Raw genomic sequence first — 19,182 nt, 5'->3', positions numbered from 1 at the left:
TAGAATGAAGTGATGAAAGAAACGAAATCGCCTTATCACGGCCACCGCTTCCCTGCGGTCATCATCAGTTGCGCGGTTCGCTGGTATTGCCGGTTCAGCCTGAGCTTGCGCGACATCGAGGAGTTGATGCTCGAGCGTGGTGTCGTGGTCACGTATGAAACGATCCGTTGCTGGTGCGACAAGTTCGGCGCTCGATTCGCCCAGTGCGCGAAAGCGGCGCGGCGCAAGCCGGGCAGCACCTGGCATCTGGACGAGCTGTTCGTGACGCTGCGCGGCGAGCCGTATCTGTTGTGGCGTGCAGTGGACGAGCATGGCGCCGATCTCGATGTGCTGGTGCAAAAGCGGCGCAACAAGGCCGCGGCAAAGCGCTTCTTCAAGCGCCTGCTGCGTTCAAACCCGGCGCGGCGCCGGATCGTTACCGACCAGCTTCGCAGCTATCCGGCGGCGAAGGCTGAGATTCCCGAGCTCGCTCATGTGAAGCACGTTTTCGTCAAAGCAGCTGCATGCGTGAACAACCGCGCCGAGAACAGCCACCAGCCGACCCGCAGGCGCGAACGCCAGATGTGCGGCTTTCGCGATCCCGTCGCACGCAGACATTTCTCTCATGCTTCGGCCCGATCGGGCAGCACTTCGCGTCGCCCGGACATCGGATGACCGCGGCCTGTCATCGTGCCGTACTCAGAGAACCCTTCGCCGCATGGCATGCTTGGACTGTCTCTGCCGCAGTCGAGAAAATTATTTGATAAGGATAACTACTCTTGAGCGACACAGGTCAGTCTGTGCCCGCCAAGCTGACAAGAGCCCTACTTCGCGGCCGCTGTATTACGGTCCTCGACGACCGGCCCTGCCTCGATTATGCGTACAGCAGGAATTTTGATAATTTCCTGCTTGTACGCGGGGTTGTATGCCTCGAACACGAAATTACTGACAGGCCCGATTTAGGCTACCCAAACAGACGCTCCAAAGCCATCTCTGGCAACGCCGCAGCAGGAGGAAAGACCTTCCAGCATCCGTCGTCGTGCCGAAAGAAAAACAGTGCGAGTCTTTCGCTGCCGTGTACGGTCTCGACGCACACGAAACGCCCTTTGCCCGAGCGCGGACGGCCCAGTGCCGTCACCCTTGCGCTCTCTGGAGGTTGCAACCCGAGCCACTTTTCAACTACGAAACGTAAAGATTGCTCTCCGGTCTTCATCACTTTATCCTCTCTGTCCCGCGAAAAGGCGCCTGTCGATGCACTGTGCCGATGTTGGGTGCCCGTGCGATGCGTATGCCAGTGCTCCAGCGCAAACCATCGACAAGCGTGCTATTTCCACATTCTCTGAACCAAGAATTGACGGACGGAAAGGCGGATGATCGCCCGTCGAGGTGATCGTGTCGAGCGACCAACCAAAAGACCCGGATCCACGTCGTCGGCAAACCGTATCGTGTCGGTGCCGCATCATCTTGAGCCGCCTGCTACTGCATCAGCCCCGGGTCATACCTCTATGCGCTTACCGATCGCTGGTCACGTATGAGGTTTGCAACAAAGACCAGCTAAGCCACACCCAACCCGAAGTAGTCGAAATTGCGCAGCGGACGGTAATCGGCATACCCCAAATCCGTCGAGCCAATATACGCCGCCACGGTGAGCAAAAAACAGATTCCTGCTGCTATCCAGGTATCCTTCTTCATATCAGCCTCAACGGTTATGCGTCGCCTTGATGTGGTGATGACAGCGCACGTTTCGCTGTTGAACTGTTGGGTTCGCTCCGGAAAGACCTTTTCCAGCCGTCCCAAAGCCACATCGGTTCGAGTTTGAGTCGAAACACCGCCGCCATGTATCCGCTGTAGGCCAGCAGGAGCACGCCGTTCATAAACAATTCCTGCGGCCCGGTAAAGAGCTGGCGCGGCGTGGCGACAATGTACGTGTTGAGCCAGAAGATCGTTACGGTGGTTGGCATCTCGCGGATTAGCGCGAGCAGTACGCCCCGGTTCGTCAAGAGCATCAGCCCGTAAAAGAACTCCATTTACTTGACCGCTGAATACATATGAATTGTTGTGGCCGCCGCAACGTAAGCTCCGCCGATACCGGGGATTTCCGGCACCTAACCGCTCAGGATGTATCGATCCCCGAGTAGAAAAGATGAACTCCGGAAGCAGAGCCGCAACCACATGACGACGTACTTCCAGGGTGATGCGTTGGCGCAATTCATTCAAGTCTCCTAATCTAAATGCTCGCGATCGATTTGCGCGGCCATCCGGCCACAGCATTTGCATTTACCGTGACAGCCAGCGCTACTCCAGCGCTTGGTGTGACGCAAACTGCGCTATCGGCTGACTGTAAAACCTGCCAAATATTATTTAATTCAGTATTCACCATATTATGCGACATGACCACGAGACACAAGGGTTGCGATTGGCGGGTATACCCGAGATGGTTCGAGAACGTGCTTCAACTCATACGGCGTCTGAACGACCGAGGCCGCATGTTCAACGTCACATTCTGGGTGAGGGTTTCCCCGCCCCGCTTTTCACGTCCGAGCGCGCTTAGAGACCGCGCTTCGAGGGAAGCAATCAGATTTGCTTTTCCCGCCACCAGTCGCAGTCATGATCCGGGGGTGTTGTCACCGGGTCTGGTGGGTGGCTGGTGATCGCTAATAGGGGCTCGGTCAGGATATCTTGAGGCCGTCCGTAACGTGGATACCGAGACCTGCAACGCCTTCGATGCAAGAAAACTAACAACATGACTCCAGTCGACGTATTCGTCGGCGTCGATGTCGGCAATGGCCGCCATCACGCCGTCGCTCTCGATCGGACCGGAAAGCACCTGTACAACAAAGTGCTGCCCAACGATGAGGCCAAACTGCGTGCCCTGATCACCGAGCTCAAGACGCATGACCAACTTCTGTTCGTCGTCGACCAGCCCCGCCACGATTGGCGCGTTGCCCGTGGCAGTCGCCCGTGATGAAGGCGTCCTGGTCGCCTATCTGCCGGGTCTGGCCATGCGCCGCATCGCCGATCTGCATGCAGGCGAAGCCAAGACCGACGCCCGCGATGCCGCCATCATTGCAGAAGCCGCGCGCTCGATGCCGCATACGCTGCGCTCGCGTCGAGTGGCTGATGAGCAACTTGCCGAACTCACCATGCTATGCGGCGTCGATGGCGATCTCGCCGCGCAGATCACATAGACCAGCAATCGCATTCGCGGCCTGCTTACCCAGATCCATCCCGCACTGGAACGGGTTCTGGGGCCGCGCCTCGACCATCCGGCCGTGCTCGATCTGCTTGCGCGGTACCCGTCGCCCGCCGAGCTTGCCGCGACCAGCGAGAAAACACTCGCCAACCGCCTCACCAAACTTGCACCTCGCATGGGCAAAAGCCTTGCTGCCGAAATCGTTCAGGCGCTCACCGAACAGGCTGTGGTCGTACCTGGTACGCAGGCAGCAACCATCGTCATGCCGCGTCTGGCCCAGCAGCTCGCGTCTTTGCGCAAACAACGCGACGAGGTTGCCAGCGAAGTTGAACGCCTGGTGCACGCGCACCCTGTTTGGCCGGTCCTGACCAGCATGCCGGGAGTGGGCGTCAGGACCGCCGCCAGACTCCTCGCGGAAGTCGCCCACAAAGCCTTCGCTTCAGCTGCGCATCTCGCCGCCTACGCCGGCCTCGCCCCGGTCACCCGACGCTCAGGCTCGTCTACCATCGGCGGATTTCTGGACGAGAGCATCGCGGGTTATCGGGATGCGAATGGCTCTCGCCTGATCCAGATGCAGGACTCTGCGATCTTTCCGACGAAGTTCTTCTTTCGCGGCACGAGGACCTCGGCGGTGGGCTCAGCGCCAATTTCAGCCTGGACTCCCTGATCAGCCTGAGCACCGGCAACCTTGACCCGCAGTCGCGCGGGGCGCTATTCGAAAACTCCGCTTCGGTCGGGATGCGCCAGACAGGGCTGGGCTTTTTCCGGTTGGGGCGACAGAATGATTTTGCCTTCGACTACTTTCTGATCGGCGGCATTGATCCCGCAACGGGAGCAGCACGAGGCATGCTGAACTTTCGCACCGGAAGCTACGGCGCCGACCTGCTCTGTGTCGCGGGTCCCGCGCAGATCGGCGCGGTGGCCGCAGTCGGCCCGTACCCGCCCATCATCAACAACGGCGTGCCCACGGGCCTGGGGCGATCAACTGGGACCGTGTGAGCGGCAAGCGCATGTCCAATGCGGTCAAGCTGACTTCGCCCCGGCATGGAATCTTGGTGCAGCCCACATCGATTCGGAACGACAATGCCTTTTTGAAGAATGTCGCAATCAACCAAGCGGCGGTCCAGCTCACCCACGCGCTATCCAAAAACCACTGCAGTCCACCTGGCCGGTGTGTTTCAGCGTACGAACGTAATCGGCAATTCACCGACGTCCTTGCGATGTCAGGCGATCTGATGCAAGGGCGAGCGCAGCGGATTGCCGGCGAAGAGCGATTTCCACATCCGCGGCGTGAGTTCATGCACGCGCGATGCCGGATGCTGGCCCACGCGCTGCAGCACGTCGACCAGATAATCGTAGGGATCGATGTCGTGTAGCTTGCACGTCACGAGGAGGCTTTGCGCGATACCGATCTGCCTGGCACCGAGTTCGGTCCAGCAGAACATCCCGTTTCCGATTGCTCTTCTCTAGCTGATGCCGTCATCGCCTGCTCCTGATCGAATTGAACGAAGAGCATTGTGCGATCGCCTCTACGCGAGATCTATAACGCCCATGGCTTACCGCTTACCTACGAACGGCGCTTACCCTGCCGAAATTGGCACCGCGGCGGCGGGCAAGATCCAGTCGGTCCCCGCTGCCGGAATGCAGTTGCGGTTCTAGAAGCAGCGAAACGGGCGCGCCGCGGACCAGCCTGATCCCGGCGGCCCCTTAATGAACATTCCTAAACGCCGCGCGCAGCCAAAACCGCCATCAAGCCTTGGAGCACGATGGCGCGGCCCTTGTCGTAGGTGCTCAGGAGCAGTTTGCGATCTTTCGCCGACAATGCCTTGAGAAGCTGTTCCTCGATTCGCGCGTCGAGGTGCGTACCTTGGCGCGTGATGTCCGCCGCCAACGAGCGATACCGATCGGTCAGGCGCATCAGCCGCAAAGCTTCACGCTTTAGGATCTTGTTTTCTGACAGATCGAAGATCGCGTCGTGAAACGCCCGGTGGCGCTCAATCCAGGCGTCGCGCGAGCCGCTTGCCAGTAACTGGTTGAGCTCGGCCACCATCGCCTTGAGGCTCTTCAACTGGGGCGGGTTGGGCCAGACAATGGTGGCGAGCAACTCGGATTCAAGCAGATGGCGCATCCGATAGAGTTGACGTGCCTCGTCACTGGACAAGGGTGCCACGAAAAACCCACGATTCGGGTCGTGTTCGATGATGCCCTCAGCTGCCAGAAGCTTGAGCGCTTCGCGCACTGGCACGCGACTGATGCCAAAACGTTCGGCCAGATCGGACTGGCGAAGTTGCAAGCCCGGCGCGAGTGTTCCGCGATTAATCAGTTTGCGCATCTCCGACGCGATCTGGGACGGGAAGTCGATCCCATCAAGTTCTGTAATTGTCACGATGACCGCCCAAGAGTTGTATTCAATCCGAAATTATATCCTGATTGTCGACGGCGCAAGGCGTTCGAGCCCTTCCTGATTGGGCCGCCCGGGGGCGCTACATTTATTTATTACCGGCCGAGGACCGTGGTGCCACGAGGCGGGAGTACATCAAGCCTCGCTCGTCAACGAAGCTTGATCGCCCACTGCGCATGACCGCAAGCGATGCACCAATGCAGTTGCGCATCGCATCGATGTCGAGGTCGCCCGGGCTCTCGAGGGCACGGCTATAGCCGAATGCCCGATGACGATTTCCGCATTTCCCAACAAGGTTCAGAACCGCATCTGCATGCCGATGCCGATAGCGGACACATGTTCATCGTACGCGGTGGGCGCGGGCAAGCCGCCGGGTGGGAAGATTGTCTGCTTCGCGACTCCGCGATTCCAGAGCTTCTTATAGAAGCCATAGAGCGAAGTGGTCTTCGATAGATAATAGGTATAGCTGACTGCGAATGAGCGCACGCTCCAGTTTTGCGAGAGGACCTGGTTCTCGTCGCTCAGCCCGCCGTACGCAAAGCCGAACATACCCACGGCCCCTGTCGGCACCGTGAAGCCCGCTTGCCATGCCTTGTCGGTAAATCCAGGATTGTTTAGCCGCAACTGATACGTGCCGTAGAGGGAAAGCCAGTCGAACCGGTATTTGACGCCAAACGCATGTTCCAGTGTATTGGCGTCGCCACCTGGCGCCACGGTGAGACTGCGGCCCAGTCCGTAGCTGGCGACCAGACCGCCATTCGTATACCACAGCGTGCCGATCTGATACTTCGTATTCGTGGCGGCGCCCTGGTTTGAGCCAAACGAGTAGCCCAGGGTCGCGCTGAGGCCATGCCAAGTGGGCGAGCTGTATTGCAGCGCATTGTCCTGGCGGGCGGGATCCTGCAGCGGGTTGAAGATCCACGGTCGCGGTTCCTCGCCGGTCATTGACCCCAGGACCGATCCTGCAGACATCAAGATCGGGTCGAACGTCGTGCCCCATACGTAGCCTGCCGTCTGCAAGCGCCCCCCGATGAGCGTTCCCCACTGGCTGTCGATGCCGACATACGCCTGGCGGCCAAACTCCCGACCGCCCTGCCCGAGCGTTCCATTGTTAATGTTGAAGCCGCTTTCAAGAACTGCAATTGCAGTCACGCCGCCGCCAAGATCCTCCTTGGCGCGAATGCCCCATCGTGATCCGCCCAGTCCGCCCGAATTGAGGCTGCTCACGCTTGTGGCGGAGTTCTTGAAGTAACCGTAAAACACGTCAGCAACGCCGTAAAGCGTGACGCTCGACTGAGCGTGCGCTACGCATGGCAGCAAGACACCCAGCATGCATCCAGCAATTCTTTTGTGCACTTCCGTCTCCTGTCTTTTGATCTCTGGGTTGCAGGTACCTTTCATTCCTTGCGAAATCCTTCTGGTGTCGATTTCAGTCTGTCGCCGCAACTCCGTGCCGATACTTGCTTTCAATCGCCATCGCACGGCGGCATTGACGGCGATCAGCTATGCACTCGTCTATGCGGGTTTCGGCGTCGAGGCCGTGCGTGGCGCGCCGCCGCGAGCAATGGCGCTGCGATGGTGCGTCCACCTCGTTCTTCGACACGACGCTTGGCGTGACAAGCCGCTTCTTGGCTTGCTGACCGGACATGCGGGAATTGGGCCAGGATTCTTGGCGGGTGCGGCGTCGGTCACTTGCTCAACGGCGGGCGCCTTGGCGTTGAATTCCATGCGACGAGAAATGCCGCCCGCATCCTCTGCGCAACCGTTGGCCGGGATCGCGCAGTACGACGAAGACTAAAGACAAGCCACTCCGTGAGGTTGAGGGACGACAACCCCACCACCACTAGGCTTAACACCTCGTGGACCACGCCATCAAGACGCATGCCCGCGTCAATGTCATGCTCAACTATACGAAACTCACGCCTCGCTCGCTCGACGCTTGACCGCTTGCACGTAGGGGAGTGCGATCGCATGGTCGACGTCAACATTAAGGGCGAGTTGTACGGCATCGTCGCTGCGTTGGAGTTGACGATGGTGGCTAATAAAGCACACGTCATCAACGTCTTGTCGGCGACCGGACATAAGTTCGGTCCATGCATTGGACCGACATACAAGAAGGTCCGCCAGAATCCGGCTATGACTTGATGTCGTTGTGTGGATCGCGCAAAAACAAAATGCGGTTAGGCCCAGACTCTGCGGGGTTTGCCGCCGTTTCTGGCGGAGAGGGAGTGATCGAACAGCGCTGCGCTCTGCGGAGTGATAAACCTATAGGAGCCTAATCGATGTTTCGATCTGAGCAGCGATCCACCACCTTGCAGTGTCCTTTTCGACGCATAAGCTGCAATCGCATCCGCTCATAGAGATTCCCCCAGGCTGTTATCGATAGGCCGTACTAGTATCCAACGCGCATTCCTGGTTTTCCTAAGCGAATGAACTGCTGCTCCGCCGCCCTACAGTTGGACCGCTGGCAGCCCCCAAGCCGTCAGAAATGGGGCTGCGTTACCAGTAAACAGGTTGTCGCGAGCACAGTTCGCGCATTGATATACGAGTCTCAATCTCGTGAGCAGCGAACGCGGCCGGCCCCTCGACGCGACCCAAAATTCCGCTTTGTTCCCGCGAGAGCCGTCCGTCCTGTGGGGGCAAACGTGGGGGCAAAATCGCCCCAAACGAAAAAGGCTCTCACAGCCGAAGCCATGAGAGCCTTATATCTATTGGTCGGGGCGAGAGGATTTGAACCTCCGACCACCTGCACCCCATGAAAGGAACAAATCTCCCCGAGCTGAAGAGTCTGTTCGCCGTCGCGGCGTGCGGAGCCATCCGGCACGGAATAGCGTCCTGTGGGATCCAACATTTTTGCGTATACAGGTGCGTATATACGCCATAAATCAACAATTTTTTTAATTTAAAATCAAGCACTTGAACTTCACATTCGAGTCCTCTCCTGGCACCAGATTCAAAAGTAGAGCCGCCTTTTGGCGGCTCTCTTTTTTTGTAAGGCCTGGTAGTCGAAATCGTTGTTTGTGTTTCGATTGCCGGATCAGCAGGACGGTGGTTCAGTAGCGATTGCATTACTTCGCTGCGCGTTCAACCGAGCGGACGAGAAAAGCAAGTTTGTTTGAAGCAGGAATTGACAAACTTAATCATCTTGCTAAAATAGCGGTCTAGCTTGAAGACGTGCCCAGGTGGCGGAATTGGTAGACGCACTAGGTTCAGGTCCTAGCGGTGGCAACACCGTGGAGGTTCGAGTCCTCTCCTGGGCACCACAAGGCTGTTTAGCGTAGTACAAAGAAGTCCAGAAGACCCCGTAAATCATTGAATTTGCGGGGTTTTTTGTTTATTGCCGTCCAAGCCGGGATACGGCAAGCCACGTGCAGATGAGTACGTTTTTGAGTACATTGAAAGTTCGAGATCGCTCAATGTACTCACCATGCCGCTCACAGTCCGCGAAGTCGAAGCAGCCCGTCCCCAGCCAAAGCCTTACGGTGTGGCCGATGGCGACGGTCTCGTCCTTTGGGTCACGCCCGAGGGCAACAAATTCTGGCACTTCCGTTACCGCCTGCACGGCAAGCAACCGCGCATCTCGTTGGGACGCTACCCCGACGTCACGCTTCAGAAAGCGAGGCAACAAGCAGCGGCCTACCGGACACTCGTCGCCGACGGTGCCGATCCTCGCGCAAAACGACGGATAGACCGGCAGCGGGCGGATACCAGCGACGACGGCACGTTCAGGGCAGCCGCTGAACTCTGGTACAAGAGCAAACAGGATGCGGGTCGGTCGGCGTCGACGCTCGACAAGATTCGGACGTACCTCGACAAGGACATCCTGCCGGAGCTCGGTTCGATCAAGCTGGCAAACATCACGCGTGCTGACTGCGCCCGCGTCCAGGAACGCTTCGAAAAGCGCGACGCACTCAACGTCTCGAAAAAGGCCCGCGGGTGGTTACGCGAAATCTTCAGTCAGGCCATCGCACGCGGCAAGTGCGAATTCAACCCGGCGTCGGAACTCAAGGTCATTGCGAAGGCCGCCCCAAAGGCTAAGCCTTATCCTCACCTGCTCGAACCGGAGCTGCCCGACTTCCTGCGGGCGCTTGAAAAATCAAAGAGCCGCCTCATCGCATACGTCGCGGTCTGGATGACAATCTGGACGGCAAGCCGGCCGGGTATGGTCCGCTATGCCGAATGGACCGAGATCGATCTCGACGGCGCCCTGTGGACGATCTCCGCTGAAAAAATGAAAATGCGGCGCAGCCACGTCACTCCGCTTCCATCGCAACTAGTCAAGGCACTGCGCGAGCTCATGGAGCTGACGGGCCGTCACCAGTACGTCTTCCCCGGCATCGGCACGAAGCACGAAGTCATCAGCGAGAACACCATCAACCTCGTGTTTTCGAAGATTGGCTACAAGGGCCGTATGGTCGGTCACGGCACACGCCATACCGCGAGCACCCTTCTTCGCGAGCACGGCTGGATAAAGGATCACGTCGAAACGCAACTAGCTCATCTAGAGGAAGGCATTGCCGGCGACTACAACCACGCCAAGTATCTGGTGCAACGTCGCGCGATGATCCAGTGGTACGCTGACTACCTTGATGTGCTGAAGACCGGCATGCAACCTGCCCAGCAGCAGTCATTTGCCCAACGGGTCAACCAGAAACCCGTGCAATCGCCATCTACATCTTCGCAATCGCTCGACAACGACGAAATCGCAGCCTGATGAAGCCGCGGTTCGTTGCTTCAACGTTATCCACTCGATCCGATGACAACGACGGGAGCTTTTACAGAATGCAAGAGCTGCCGGTTGTCGGCGATCCGTGCGCCCAGTAATGTGGGACATGTTTACGCCGACCGAAAATTCAGCCACATGTAGGGATCGCGCCGACTGAAAATTGAGCCGGGCAATCAACCTATCCTGCTAGTTTTTCTGGCAGGGTGTTTGGGGATGATCCCGATGACGATGATTGGCAAGGTGCGGCGGATGTTCCACCGCCAGAACAAGTCGGTACGCGAGATAGCACGTCTCACAAGCCTGTCGCGCAACACGATTAGTAAATATCTGAACATGGATGTTCAGGAGGAGCCGAAGTATCAGCGGCGCTCCCAGCCGACCCGGTTGACGCCGTTTCATGAGGTGCTGGTGCAGGCGCTCAGTGTCGACGCGCGGCGACTGAAGAAGGAGCGGCGCACCGCCTGGATGCTGTTCCAGGAGATCAAGGCGGGCGGCTACGACGGCTGTTACTCGCGGGTGACCGATTTCATCCGGGCCTGGCGGCAAGGCGAAGGCAAGGCGGTTTCGAAATCGGCGTTTGTGCCGTTGCGATTCGAGCTGGGCGAGGCATTCCAGTTTGACTGGTCCGAGGAAGGACTGGTTGTCGGCGGCATTTACCGCAAGCTGCAGGTGTCGCACATGAAGCTATGTGCGTCGCGGGCGTTCTGGCTGGTTGCCTATCCGAGCCAGGGGCACGAGATGCTGTTCGATGCCCATACGCGCTCGTTCGCGGCCTTCGGCGGGGTGGCCCGCCGGGGCATCTACGACAATATGAAAACGGCCGTAGACAAGGTTCACAAAGGCAAGGGTCGCACGGTCAATCCGCGTTTCGCAGTGATGTGTTCGCACTACCTGTTCGATCCGGACTTCTGCAACGTCGCCAGTGGCTGGGAGAAAGGCGTCGTCGAGAAGAACGTGCAGGACAGCCGTCTGCGCATCTGGATTGAGGCGCGTGCGCAACGCTTCGGCAGTTTCGCTGATCTGAATGCATGGCTGGCGACCCGGTGCCGGTCGTTGTGGGATCAGGTGAAGCATCCAGACTATCGTGACCTGAGCGTCGCCGACGTGTTCGAGCAGGAGCGCGCCCATCTGATGCCGATGCCGACACCGTTTGACGGTTATGTTGAGCGTGCGGCACGAGTCTCGTCGACCTGCCTGGTGGTGATTGGCCGCAATCGCTACTCGGTGCCATGCGAATTCGCAGGCCAGATGCTCAGCACGCGGCTCTATCCTGGCCGTGTTGTGGTGGTGAGCGACGACGCGGTGGTAGCCGAACACGATCGACTGGCCGACGAAGGACTGGTGCGATACGAGTGGCAGCACTATATCCCGCTGATCCAGCGCAAGCCTGGCGCCCTGCGCAACGGTGCGCCGTTCCAGGATATGCCCGAGCCGCTGCAACGCCTGCGTCGGGCGTTACTACGCGAGCCAGGTGGTGACCGGGTAATGGCGAAGGTTCTGGCGTTGGTCCCGGAAAGCGGTCTGGATGCCATAGTGGTTGCAGTCGAACTCGCATTGGAGCAGGCGCCGCCCTCCGGGCGCGTGAGCGTCGAGCATGTGGTGAACGTGCTGTCGCGCATGCGCAGCGTGCAGATGCCGCCGAAGATCGATACTGCGCTACAACTGACGACACCACCGCTGGCCGACACATCGCGCTACGACGGGCTGCGCCCGGCGCTGCAACAGCCGGAGGCCGGTCATGCGTGATCTGATCGTCGAACTCAAACACTTGCGGCTGCACGGCATGGCTGCCGGCTGGGCCGAACTGCTTGAACAGGTGAATGTCGAGGCGGCGTCTTCGCAATGGCTGCTCGAACGGCTGCTGCAGGCCGAGGTCGCGGATCGGGCCGTGCGTTCGGTCAGCCACCAGATGAACGCGGCGAAGTTCCCGGTGCATCGCGACATCGCCGGCTTCGACTTCGATGGCTCGCCGGTCGACCGCCAGCTCGTCACGCAACTGGCCGGCATGACGTTCACGGAGGGCGCGCACAACCTGGTTCTGGTCGGCGGCCCGGGCTCGGGCAAGACGCATCTGGCGACCGCCATCGGCGTGTCCGGCATCATGCACCACGGCAAGCGGGTGCGCTTCTACTCGACCGTGGATCTGGCCAACGCACTGGAGCAGGAGAAGGCGCAGGGACGCGCCGGGAGGATCGCGGCGAGCCTGCTGCGCCTCGACCTGGTCATTCTGGACGAACTCGGATATCTGCCCTTCAGCCAGGCCGGCGGGGCGTTGCTATTCCACCTGCTGAGTCGCCTGTACGAGCATACAAGCGTTGCGGTGACAACGAATCTGGACTTCGCCGAATGGTCCAGTGTGTTCGGCGACGCGAAGATGACCACAGCATTGCTGGACCGGCTGACGCACCACTGCCACATCGTGGAAACCGGCAACGAAAGCTACCGTTTCCGCCATAGCAGCGCCAGTGCAAAGAAGCGTATCCGCTCGCGTGAAGCAGCGCGCAGAGCCGACGGTGCGAGCGCGAACGAATCGGCCTGATCGTCGCTTGCCGCGCAGTGGAAGCCGCAACGGGCTACGCCCTTCGCAGCTTCCACTGCGCAATGAGGCCTCACACGAAGGAGGACAAGCACTCCCGAAACACATACACTTATCCACAACCGGTCCTTCTTCAGACCGGTCTCCACCCCGGCTCAAAACTCGATCGGCGCGGCGGCTCAAAATTCATTCGGCGCGGACAGTGGGACAGTGCGTAGCGGGCAGGCGTCAACGCATAGCACACTTCAACCTTGACACGCCGGGCGACTTCGATCACGTTCAACGTCGTGCCCTCCTCCCGAACCACGCATAGGTATCAACAAAAAAACATTCTGTCTGGAATGCGGCGGCGGCGCCGCCCCACAGCCGCCCGAGGGCTTCGCGTCGATGGTTTCCTTCGTTCAGGTGCCAAAGCGCCGCCTTCGGTACACCAACAGACGCGCACCTTCGCTGAAAGTTGTTGCCCGATTCCAGTGGTTAATACACGCGTGTAACGGGCTGGGCATTCATTGCCTCCGCGGATCGTTGTCTGCCTTCCGCAGGACCATCCTTGCCCAGCGGGGACGCGATGACGACACCGTTCAGTGATTCCTTCCGAAGCATGCCACTGCGGCTTCAGCCGGCGCCAGGCCGGCGTGGAAGTAGCCCTGGAGACGTTTGATGATCGTCGCGTCAGGGTGATACGGCGGGCGCACGAAATTCGCTGCAACGGCTTCGTCGTACCAGGCGCACGTCCATACTTCCAGCTCGCGGGCGTACTCGGGCGTTAGCGGCTTCGATTTCTCAAACATTTCTGTACTCCACTCAATCCCGGACTTGCCCGGCTTTGATGGCCGGGTCGATCCTCTATCGCGCTGCACTTGCGGGAAACACTCCATCACGGAGGTTCGGACTCAGGCGGGAAGACGCATCAAGCGCGGTCATTGTCGCGGAAGAAGAAAATTGCAGGCGGGCCTGCAGGTCCGCGTGTCAGGGATGGGCTGTGTGACGACCGGCACGCCACTTCCAGGTTTGTACTGATAGATGTCGCTCATGACTTCTCCTTTCTCCCGCAGGACCTTCCATCTCGCGCATCAGTCCCGTTCGGGCTCAGACGCGGATCGTGTCAAACCGGCGGCGAAGATGGGCTCGAAGAGATATCCCTGAACCCAATGCGCGCCACAGGCCTGGGAGACGTGCAGGCCTTCCTCGTCCTCGACACGTTCGACCACCACCTGCGAAGCGCATGTTCGCGCCAGACGGATCAGCGCACCCAGATGTACTCGTGCGCACCCGTTCGAGCGGGCCTGATGCAGATATCCACCATCGACTTTTGCAATGTCCACACCCAGTTCCATAAGACTCCGCACGGAACTGTAGCCTGCACCGATGTCATCGAGAGCGACGCGACATCCGAGCTGTTGCAGCGCCCGGACGAAGTCCACGACTGCGTCGATGTCGGTCAGCGGCGCGCTTTCCGTCAACTCGATGACGAGCCGTGCCGCGACCTGAGGCTCCCCGGCAAGGGTTTCGATGACCGTCGACCGCCAGCCGCCGAGCGCTGCACTCTGAATCGACACGTTACAGCCTAGCGACATGCCCGGATGCGCACGCAGCGTATCGATCACGGTCGTCACGACCCATCTGTCGAGGCGGCTCACCAGTCCGAGCCGTTCGAGAGCGGGAATCCATTTGCCTACACTGACCGGTACGCCATCTGCGGTCCTGCACAACAACGCCTCCCAATAGCTGACGCTCTCCGTACCGGTCGCGCTGCAGACCTTCTCATAGCGGAAGCACAACTCGTCGCGTTCCAACGCGCCTAGCAGTTCCCCGGCAATTTCCATGTCCCGCGCGTATCGGGTCCGCCACTTTCTGGTGCCCATGCGCATCTCTGCGGATGCTTCTTTTTCGGGGTCGAACGGTGTGCCGTCGCAGGTCGGGATCGATGCACCGATGGCTGCGCGGATCAGGCCCATCGACGTGAACACTGGCGCGTCGCCCAGCGCCGCGACGACCGCATCGACGATGCTATGGTCGCTGCAAACTGCGTGAGCGTTCGCCAGGTCTTCAGGCACAGCACGGTCAATCAGAACGACAATCTGCTCTCCGCTGCGCGTCATGATGCCCGACTCCCGCGTACAGAAATCGCGAGCGCGCCTGCATACAACATGCCTGACGGTCAGCGCGGTTGCGGTGCCGTAAGCGCTTTCAATGTGCGCGAGGTTACGGATTGACGCCACGATGCACAGTGGGTTCCCGCGTGCGGTGCTCTCGGACACCAGACTTTCGTTCGCTGCCTCGCATGTGCCCTGCACATTTTCCTCCTCCGCTATCGAAAGCGATCTGACCTCCGTTGGCCGGCGGACGAGCCGAAGGCGATTGCTCATCGCGGCACCGTAGGCCGCGATGCGTGACGGAAGGCAAGCTCGTGCACGCAGGCTGTTCTACCGCTCAGTGCTCCTCGAATCACTTCGAGACGTGCACGGACAGAAGGTTCTTTAGCACTGCGCCGCAGCACAAAGGTGCACATCCGGGTTATCAAGCGCGCTGCCGCTTGATCGGCGGCAAAGATAGTTGAATTAGTGACCACAAGACATCATCGGGTATCGGTTTAACCATTGCATCCTTCCAAGGAGGCAACGATAAGGGAAGCGGAGCATAGTCCGGGCAACAGCTCCGTCGGCCTATTGATTTACGCTTTCGTGTTCAACACAATGCCCCGCAACCTGCATGGCGGGTCTTTCTGGCTGTGGCGGGAAGATGCACCATGACCCGTCACGGTGGCGAAAAAAAAACATTGCCCTTGAGCCCGCCCCATTGTCTGCGACGACACAAACGTAGCGCCCGTGTCCGGATCGTCCGACGTGACTGACTCTAAACCCTCGTTTGGGATCGGGTGCCAGCCAATCCTGAACCATATTTCTCAACGACCTTCCTACGCTTCCCATGACTTTCTCCATCCTGTTTCAACCTCAGTGCGGCGATCGTACGGATCTCGCAGATGTGACGCTCTCTTTCCAGCTGTGCCTTGCCAGCTGTCAATCATGGATTGCGGCGCTCCCGCATTCGGCATGTTGAATCCCGCCGGCGCCCCGCAAATCGATTCAACGCTTTGATGCGATCACCGCGTATCCGCTGCGCGAGTTCCGCCGTTTCGTCACTCGCCGTGACATTGTCGGCAAACATGCTCTTCTGCCGTTTATGCCGCTCGCAAAACTGCCTCGCTGTTAGTACTTCTGCTGAACCTTTGGGAGCTGAGTTCGCTTTCATAGCTCGATGAGCCATTCGTCACCAGATCCGCAAGGATGCCCGCCGAGACGGCAGCCAGCGTGAGGCCCAGATGCCCGTGCCCGGTGGACACAAAGATGGAACGATGGCCTGGAACGCGCTCGATGACCGGCAAGGAGTCCGGTGTACTGGGGCGCTCACCGCTGCGTACCTCGAATCCTGGTCGAGCTCTGAGACCCGGCAGGGATTTGCGCACGTGATCCAGCGCGGATAACAGCAGGTCGGGCCGCGCTCGGAAACCTGGCAGCCCGAAGTGACTGAGGCCGGAAATCCTGGCTCCGCGTTCACTCGGCGTCAGAATCACGCCAAGGCCTGATAGCGAAACAGGCCTACTGATAAATCCGGGCTCGACGTCCAACTCGATGTGGTACCCGGTTTCGGCAACTAGCAGAATGCGATGATCGCAATCTGCCAGAAGCCGGTTCGAGTGTGCGCCGGTCGCGAGAACAACGGTTCCGGGTGAGTAGTCTCCCCGGGCACACTTCACGGCGACCTTTCCGCATCCTGCGCTATTAAGGCCCTGTACCCTGTCGAAGCACAGGAGCCCGCCGCGTTGGACAAATACGTCCGCAAGACTGGCAACAAACGCAGCGGTATCTGTCACGTGAGCCGCCCCTGCCAGGAAGGTAGCTCCGGCCGCACTTGGCCCAAGCGCGAGACGGCAAATCGCAGGCTCTAACGCGGCCAGTTCTCCGCCAGACACTATCCTGACAGCCGCGCCGAGCGACGTGCGAATCGAGTTCAGACATGTTGCCCGATCGACTTCGCAAGAGGAGAGATGAACCGCCAGGTGACCGCATCTGCTGAGGGGCGGCAGGTCCGAGCCAAGCAGCAGTTCGAGAGAACGAAGTGAGTCCCGACAGAGTTCATGAAGTAGGTCCGTGCCATGCCAGACGATGTCCGACCGCGTTGCTCTCGCGTATTGAACACACCACGAAAGCAGGCCTGGAGCTGATCGCCAATCAAGGGCGGCAGACGAACTAGCCTTGAAGAAAGCGGCGGGAAGCTCGGGAATGCGATAGTACGTGCTGGACGGGAATGCGCCTGGGTAGATCACGCCCGCACTGACAAAGCTGCAGCCCTGCGCGACAGACTGCTGGTCCAGCAGCATGACCTTCAACCCACGCTGTTGAAGTTCCAATGCCGCGGTGATCCCTATGACTCCCGCTCCAACGACGATTGCATCCAACTTGAGACTCCATGCCGTCACAAAAAACCGCGGTAACGAAATGTCCGGCTTCCTCGAGACAATTCCGCTTAGCCGATGTCGAGGGCCGGTGATGGTTAAACAAATCGGCGGTCGGCGGGCCGAAAGCCAGAACCCGCATCTAGCATCGCGCTTGCGTGCCACGGAGTAGTCGAGTCGCAGTTTCGGGTCCTCAGTGGGTCGATTCCCGTCAGCCTGAAAGGGGCTCCTTATGCCGAACGCCGAGCCGATGATCTTCTCGCTTCGCTCGACGGCTCCGGACTGCTTGTCGGCGGCCAGTCCTTTCCTTATAAAAGCTATCCTCACGTGTCAGGCCATGTGGCCTCCGCGTACTGCACCAGTCCCTTTGCCCAAAGCGGGCAACCTGCATTCTGTTTGGTGTGGGATGGTGGCATCGTCCCACGCCTCTATCATGTAGAACGCCACCACGCCCGCCATGTTGACTGCCTGTTCCCCGTGATAGGTCACATCTACGCTGCGGCGGGTCATCACTTTGGTCCTTATAAGAAGCCGGGCGGCGCCCGGTGGGATCTGGGTGTGGCCGGCAAGCTGATGGCTTACATCGCGCTGGGCTCCGTTGACGAAGATATCGTTGAGGTATTTCGCGAGCTTTATCAGGCACGCTTTGCTGGCGACACGGAGTGTGCACAAGCTTATCGCGAGAACATCCACAGCGCGGACGCGTCACTAGCGGCTGTAGGAGAGTTCTTCGAAGCAAGCGCGCTGCGACTAGAAGCCAAGCCGCCCGAAGACGTACTCGCCTCGTTTCATGTATTCCTCGAGCGTCTTCTCGTTCATGAAATGGGTATCGCGCTGCAGCGCCATTCGATTGCGGGCCCGAAAAATTTGTGCGTCGCTGGCGGATGCGGACTCAATATCAAATGGAACAGCGCCCTGCGCGCGAGCGGTTTGTTCGACGCAATCTGGGTGCCGCCGTTTCCCAACGATAGCGGGTCTGCGATTGGCGCCGCTTGTTGCGCGCTGGCAGCCGAGAAGGGCTTCGTGCCGCTGGAGTGGTCGGTATATAGCGGACCGGCCTTAAAAGGTTGCCAAGTACCGCCCGGATGGACGGCGTCTACTTGCTCCATTGCAGAACTCGCCAGCATACTCGCCAGTAGCAAGCCCGTCATTTTCCTTGCCGGCCGAGCCGAGCTCGGACCACGAGCATTGGGGGGCAGAAGCATTCTGGCCGCCGCGACTTTGCCCACAATGAAGGATCATCTCAACGACATCAAGTTTCGAGAGCACTTCCGTCCCGTGGCGCCAATATGCCTTGAGGATCGTGCACCGACCATTTTTAGCCCGGGGAGCCCTGATCCCCTATATGTTGTTCGATCATCAGACGCGCGCGGAGTGGCGAGAAAAAATCCCTGCCGTCGTGCATCTCGACGGATCTGCCCGATTGCAGACCATTTCAAGAACTTCCGAGCATCCGGTGGCGCAACTTCTGGTCGAATACGAAAAGCTGACGGGTATTCCGTTGCTCTGCAACACGAGCGCCAACTATCACGGACGAGGTTTCTTCCCGGACGCTGCTTCAGCCTGTGCGTGGGGACGCGTCGAACGTGTGTGGTGCGATGGTTTGTTACTGACCAGGACTGGTCTTTCGCCGTCAGTCGACGAAACACTTTTCGCTACGTCGCCGTTCGAAGATTGCTGACGTTGCAGCTCAGTGGTCAGTACGACGCAGTCATTGTCCCGGCAGCTCGCTCTATCGCTACGGTCCGAAGACGATCAGCCGGCCTCCCTTGGCTCGATTTTCGCAAGCACTTATCCCCCGGGCGGAGGTTGCTCATCGACCCGCGGAACCTCGATGCCATCTTCTGAAATTTTCAAGGTAGTTGTCGCCTCAACGTTTGAGTTCAGACGG

General features: G+C 59.3%; 15 protein-coding genes, 1 tRNA gene and 3 pseudogenes. 10 read left to right on the top strand and 9 right to left on the bottom strand.

Features of this window, described 5'->3' with window-relative positions; translation table 11 throughout:
• Nucleotides 1-12: 12 nt before the first annotated feature.
• A pseudogene (locus OKW37_RS11915) lies at nt 13-743 on the top strand (IS6 family transposase).
• Between the two features lie 200 nt (nt 744-943).
• Here the strand turns inward: OKW37_RS11915 and OKW37_RS11910 are convergent.
• From OKW37_RS11910 to OKW37_RS11900, 3 genes are all read right to left on the bottom strand, one after another.
• A complete protein-coding gene (locus tag OKW37_RS11910) occupies nt 944-1,192 on the bottom strand; it encodes a hypothetical protein (protein ID WP_184062860.1) in 249 nt (82 codons plus the stop codon).
• A 341-nt stretch (nt 1,193-1,533) separates the two neighbouring features.
• Complete coding sequence (locus OKW37_RS11905; protein ID WP_429406326.1) at nt 1,534-1,671, bottom strand: hypothetical protein; 138 nt, start codon at nt 1,669-1,671, stop codon at nt 1,534-1,536.
• A gap of 14 nt (nt 1,672-1,685) precedes the next feature.
• On the bottom strand, nt 1,686-2,006 hold the full coding sequence (locus tag OKW37_RS11900) for a hypothetical protein (RefSeq protein ID WP_260321314.1): 321 nt from the start codon (nt 2,004-2,006) through the stop codon (nt 1,686-1,688).
• A 697-nt stretch (nt 2,007-2,703) separates the two neighbouring features.
• On the opposite strand from OKW37_RS11900, the pseudogene OKW37_RS11895 reads away from it, so the two are divergent.
• Together OKW37_RS11895 and OKW37_RS11890 are read left to right on the top strand one after the other, a co-directional pair.
• Nucleotides 2,704-3,683 (top strand): annotated as a pseudogene (locus tag OKW37_RS11895) (IS110 family transposase); the annotation flags it as partial.
• Nucleotides 3,684-3,910: 227 nt separating this feature from the next.
• On the top strand, nt 3,911-4,171 hold the full coding sequence (locus OKW37_RS11890; protein ID WP_260321315.1) for a hypothetical protein: 261 nt from the start codon (nt 3,911-3,913) through the stop codon (nt 4,169-4,171).
• Nucleotides 4,172-4,395: 224 nt separating this feature from the next.
• Here the strand turns inward: OKW37_RS11890 and OKW37_RS11885 are convergent.
• The 3 genes and pseudogenes from OKW37_RS11885 to OKW37_RS11875 all read right to left on the bottom strand — a co-directional run.
• Nucleotides 4,396-4,623: pseudogene (locus OKW37_RS11885) on the bottom strand (transposase domain-containing protein); the annotation flags it as partial.
• A gap of 269 nt (nt 4,624-4,892) precedes the next feature.
• The gene (locus tag OKW37_RS11880) at nt 4,893-5,558 is read right to left on the bottom strand and encodes a GntR family transcriptional regulator (protein WP_429406329.1); all 666 of its coding nucleotides are present in this window, start codon (nt 5,556-5,558) and stop codon (nt 4,893-4,895) included.
• A gap of 312 nt (nt 5,559-5,870) precedes the next feature.
• Nucleotides 5,871-6,905 (bottom strand): porin, encoded by a 1,035-nt coding sequence (locus OKW37_RS11875; RefSeq protein ID WP_429406331.1) that lies wholly within the window; start codon nt 6,903-6,905, stop codon nt 5,871-5,873.
• Between OKW37_RS11875 and OKW37_RS11870 the strand changes: the two genes are divergently transcribed.
• The 6 genes from OKW37_RS11870 (at nt 6,904) to istB (ending at nt 12,838) form a co-directional block, all read left to right on the top strand.
• A complete protein-coding gene (locus OKW37_RS11870) occupies nt 6,904-7,371 on the top strand; it encodes a hypothetical protein (protein ID WP_429355378.1) in 468 nt (155 codons plus the stop codon). The two genes, OKW37_RS11875 and OKW37_RS11870, sit on opposite strands and share 2 nt — an antisense overlap.
• A 173-nt stretch (nt 7,372-7,544) precedes the next feature.
• Nucleotides 7,545-7,718, top strand: coding sequence for a hypothetical protein (locus OKW37_RS11865; RefSeq protein ID WP_184062866.1), 174 nt, complete (start codon nt 7,545-7,547; stop codon nt 7,716-7,718).
• A gap of 1,031 nt (nt 7,719-8,749) precedes the next feature.
• Nucleotides 8,750-8,836 (top strand) — tRNA-Leu (locus OKW37_RS11860).
• A gap of 164 nt (nt 8,837-9,000) precedes the next feature.
• On the top strand, nt 9,001-10,287 hold the full coding sequence (locus OKW37_RS11855) for a tyrosine-type recombinase/integrase (protein WP_429355376.1): 1,287 nt from the start codon (nt 9,001-9,003) through the stop codon (nt 10,285-10,287).
• Between the two features lie 234 nt (nt 10,288-10,521).
• On the top strand, nt 10,522-12,045 hold the full coding sequence (gene istA, locus OKW37_RS11850) for an IS21 family transposase (RefSeq protein WP_429401352.1): 1,524 nt from the start codon (nt 10,522-10,524) through the stop codon (nt 12,043-12,045).
• Entirely contained in the window at nt 12,038-12,838 is an 801-nt protein-coding gene (istB, locus tag OKW37_RS11845) for an IS21-like element helper ATPase IstB (protein ID WP_266262193.1), read from the top strand. The genes istA and istB overlap by 8 nt, the downstream gene beginning before the upstream one ends.
• Nucleotides 12,839-13,416: 578 nt before the next feature.
• On the opposite strand, the gene OKW37_RS11840 is transcribed toward istB, so the two are convergent.
• The 3 genes from OKW37_RS11840 to OKW37_RS11830 form a co-directional block, all read right to left on the bottom strand.
• Nucleotides 13,417-13,626 (bottom strand): hypothetical protein, encoded by a 210-nt coding sequence (locus tag OKW37_RS11840; RefSeq protein WP_102630917.1) that lies wholly within the window; start codon nt 13,624-13,626, stop codon nt 13,417-13,419.
• Nucleotides 13,627-13,908: 282 nt separating this feature from the next.
• Nucleotides 13,909-14,937 (bottom strand): EAL domain-containing protein, encoded by a 1,029-nt coding sequence (locus OKW37_RS11835; protein WP_429406334.1) that lies wholly within the window; start codon nt 14,935-14,937, stop codon nt 13,909-13,911.
• A gap of 1,079 nt (nt 14,938-16,016) precedes the next feature.
• The gene (locus tag OKW37_RS11830; RefSeq protein ID WP_429406336.1) at nt 16,017-17,294 is read right to left on the bottom strand and encodes an NAD(P)/FAD-dependent oxidoreductase; all 1,278 of its coding nucleotides are present in this window, start codon (nt 17,292-17,294) and stop codon (nt 16,017-16,019) included.
• Between the two features lie 144 nt (nt 17,295-17,438).
• On the opposite strand from OKW37_RS11830, the gene OKW37_RS11825 reads away from it, so the two are divergent.
• The gene (locus OKW37_RS11825; RefSeq protein ID WP_429509923.1) at nt 17,439-19,139 is read left to right on the top strand and encodes a carbamoyltransferase N-terminal domain-containing protein; all 1,701 of its coding nucleotides are present in this window, start codon (nt 17,439-17,441) and stop codon (nt 19,137-19,139) included.
• Nucleotides 19,140-19,182: the final 43 nt, after the last annotated feature.

It is taken from the genome of Paraburkholderia sp. MM5482-R2, from assembly GCF_050436125.1.
In the GTDB taxonomy this organism is placed as follows: domain Bacteria; phylum Pseudomonadota; class Gammaproteobacteria; order Burkholderiales; family Burkholderiaceae; genus Paraburkholderia; species Paraburkholderia tuberum.
This window is presented reverse-complemented; position numbering and strand designations above follow the sequence as displayed.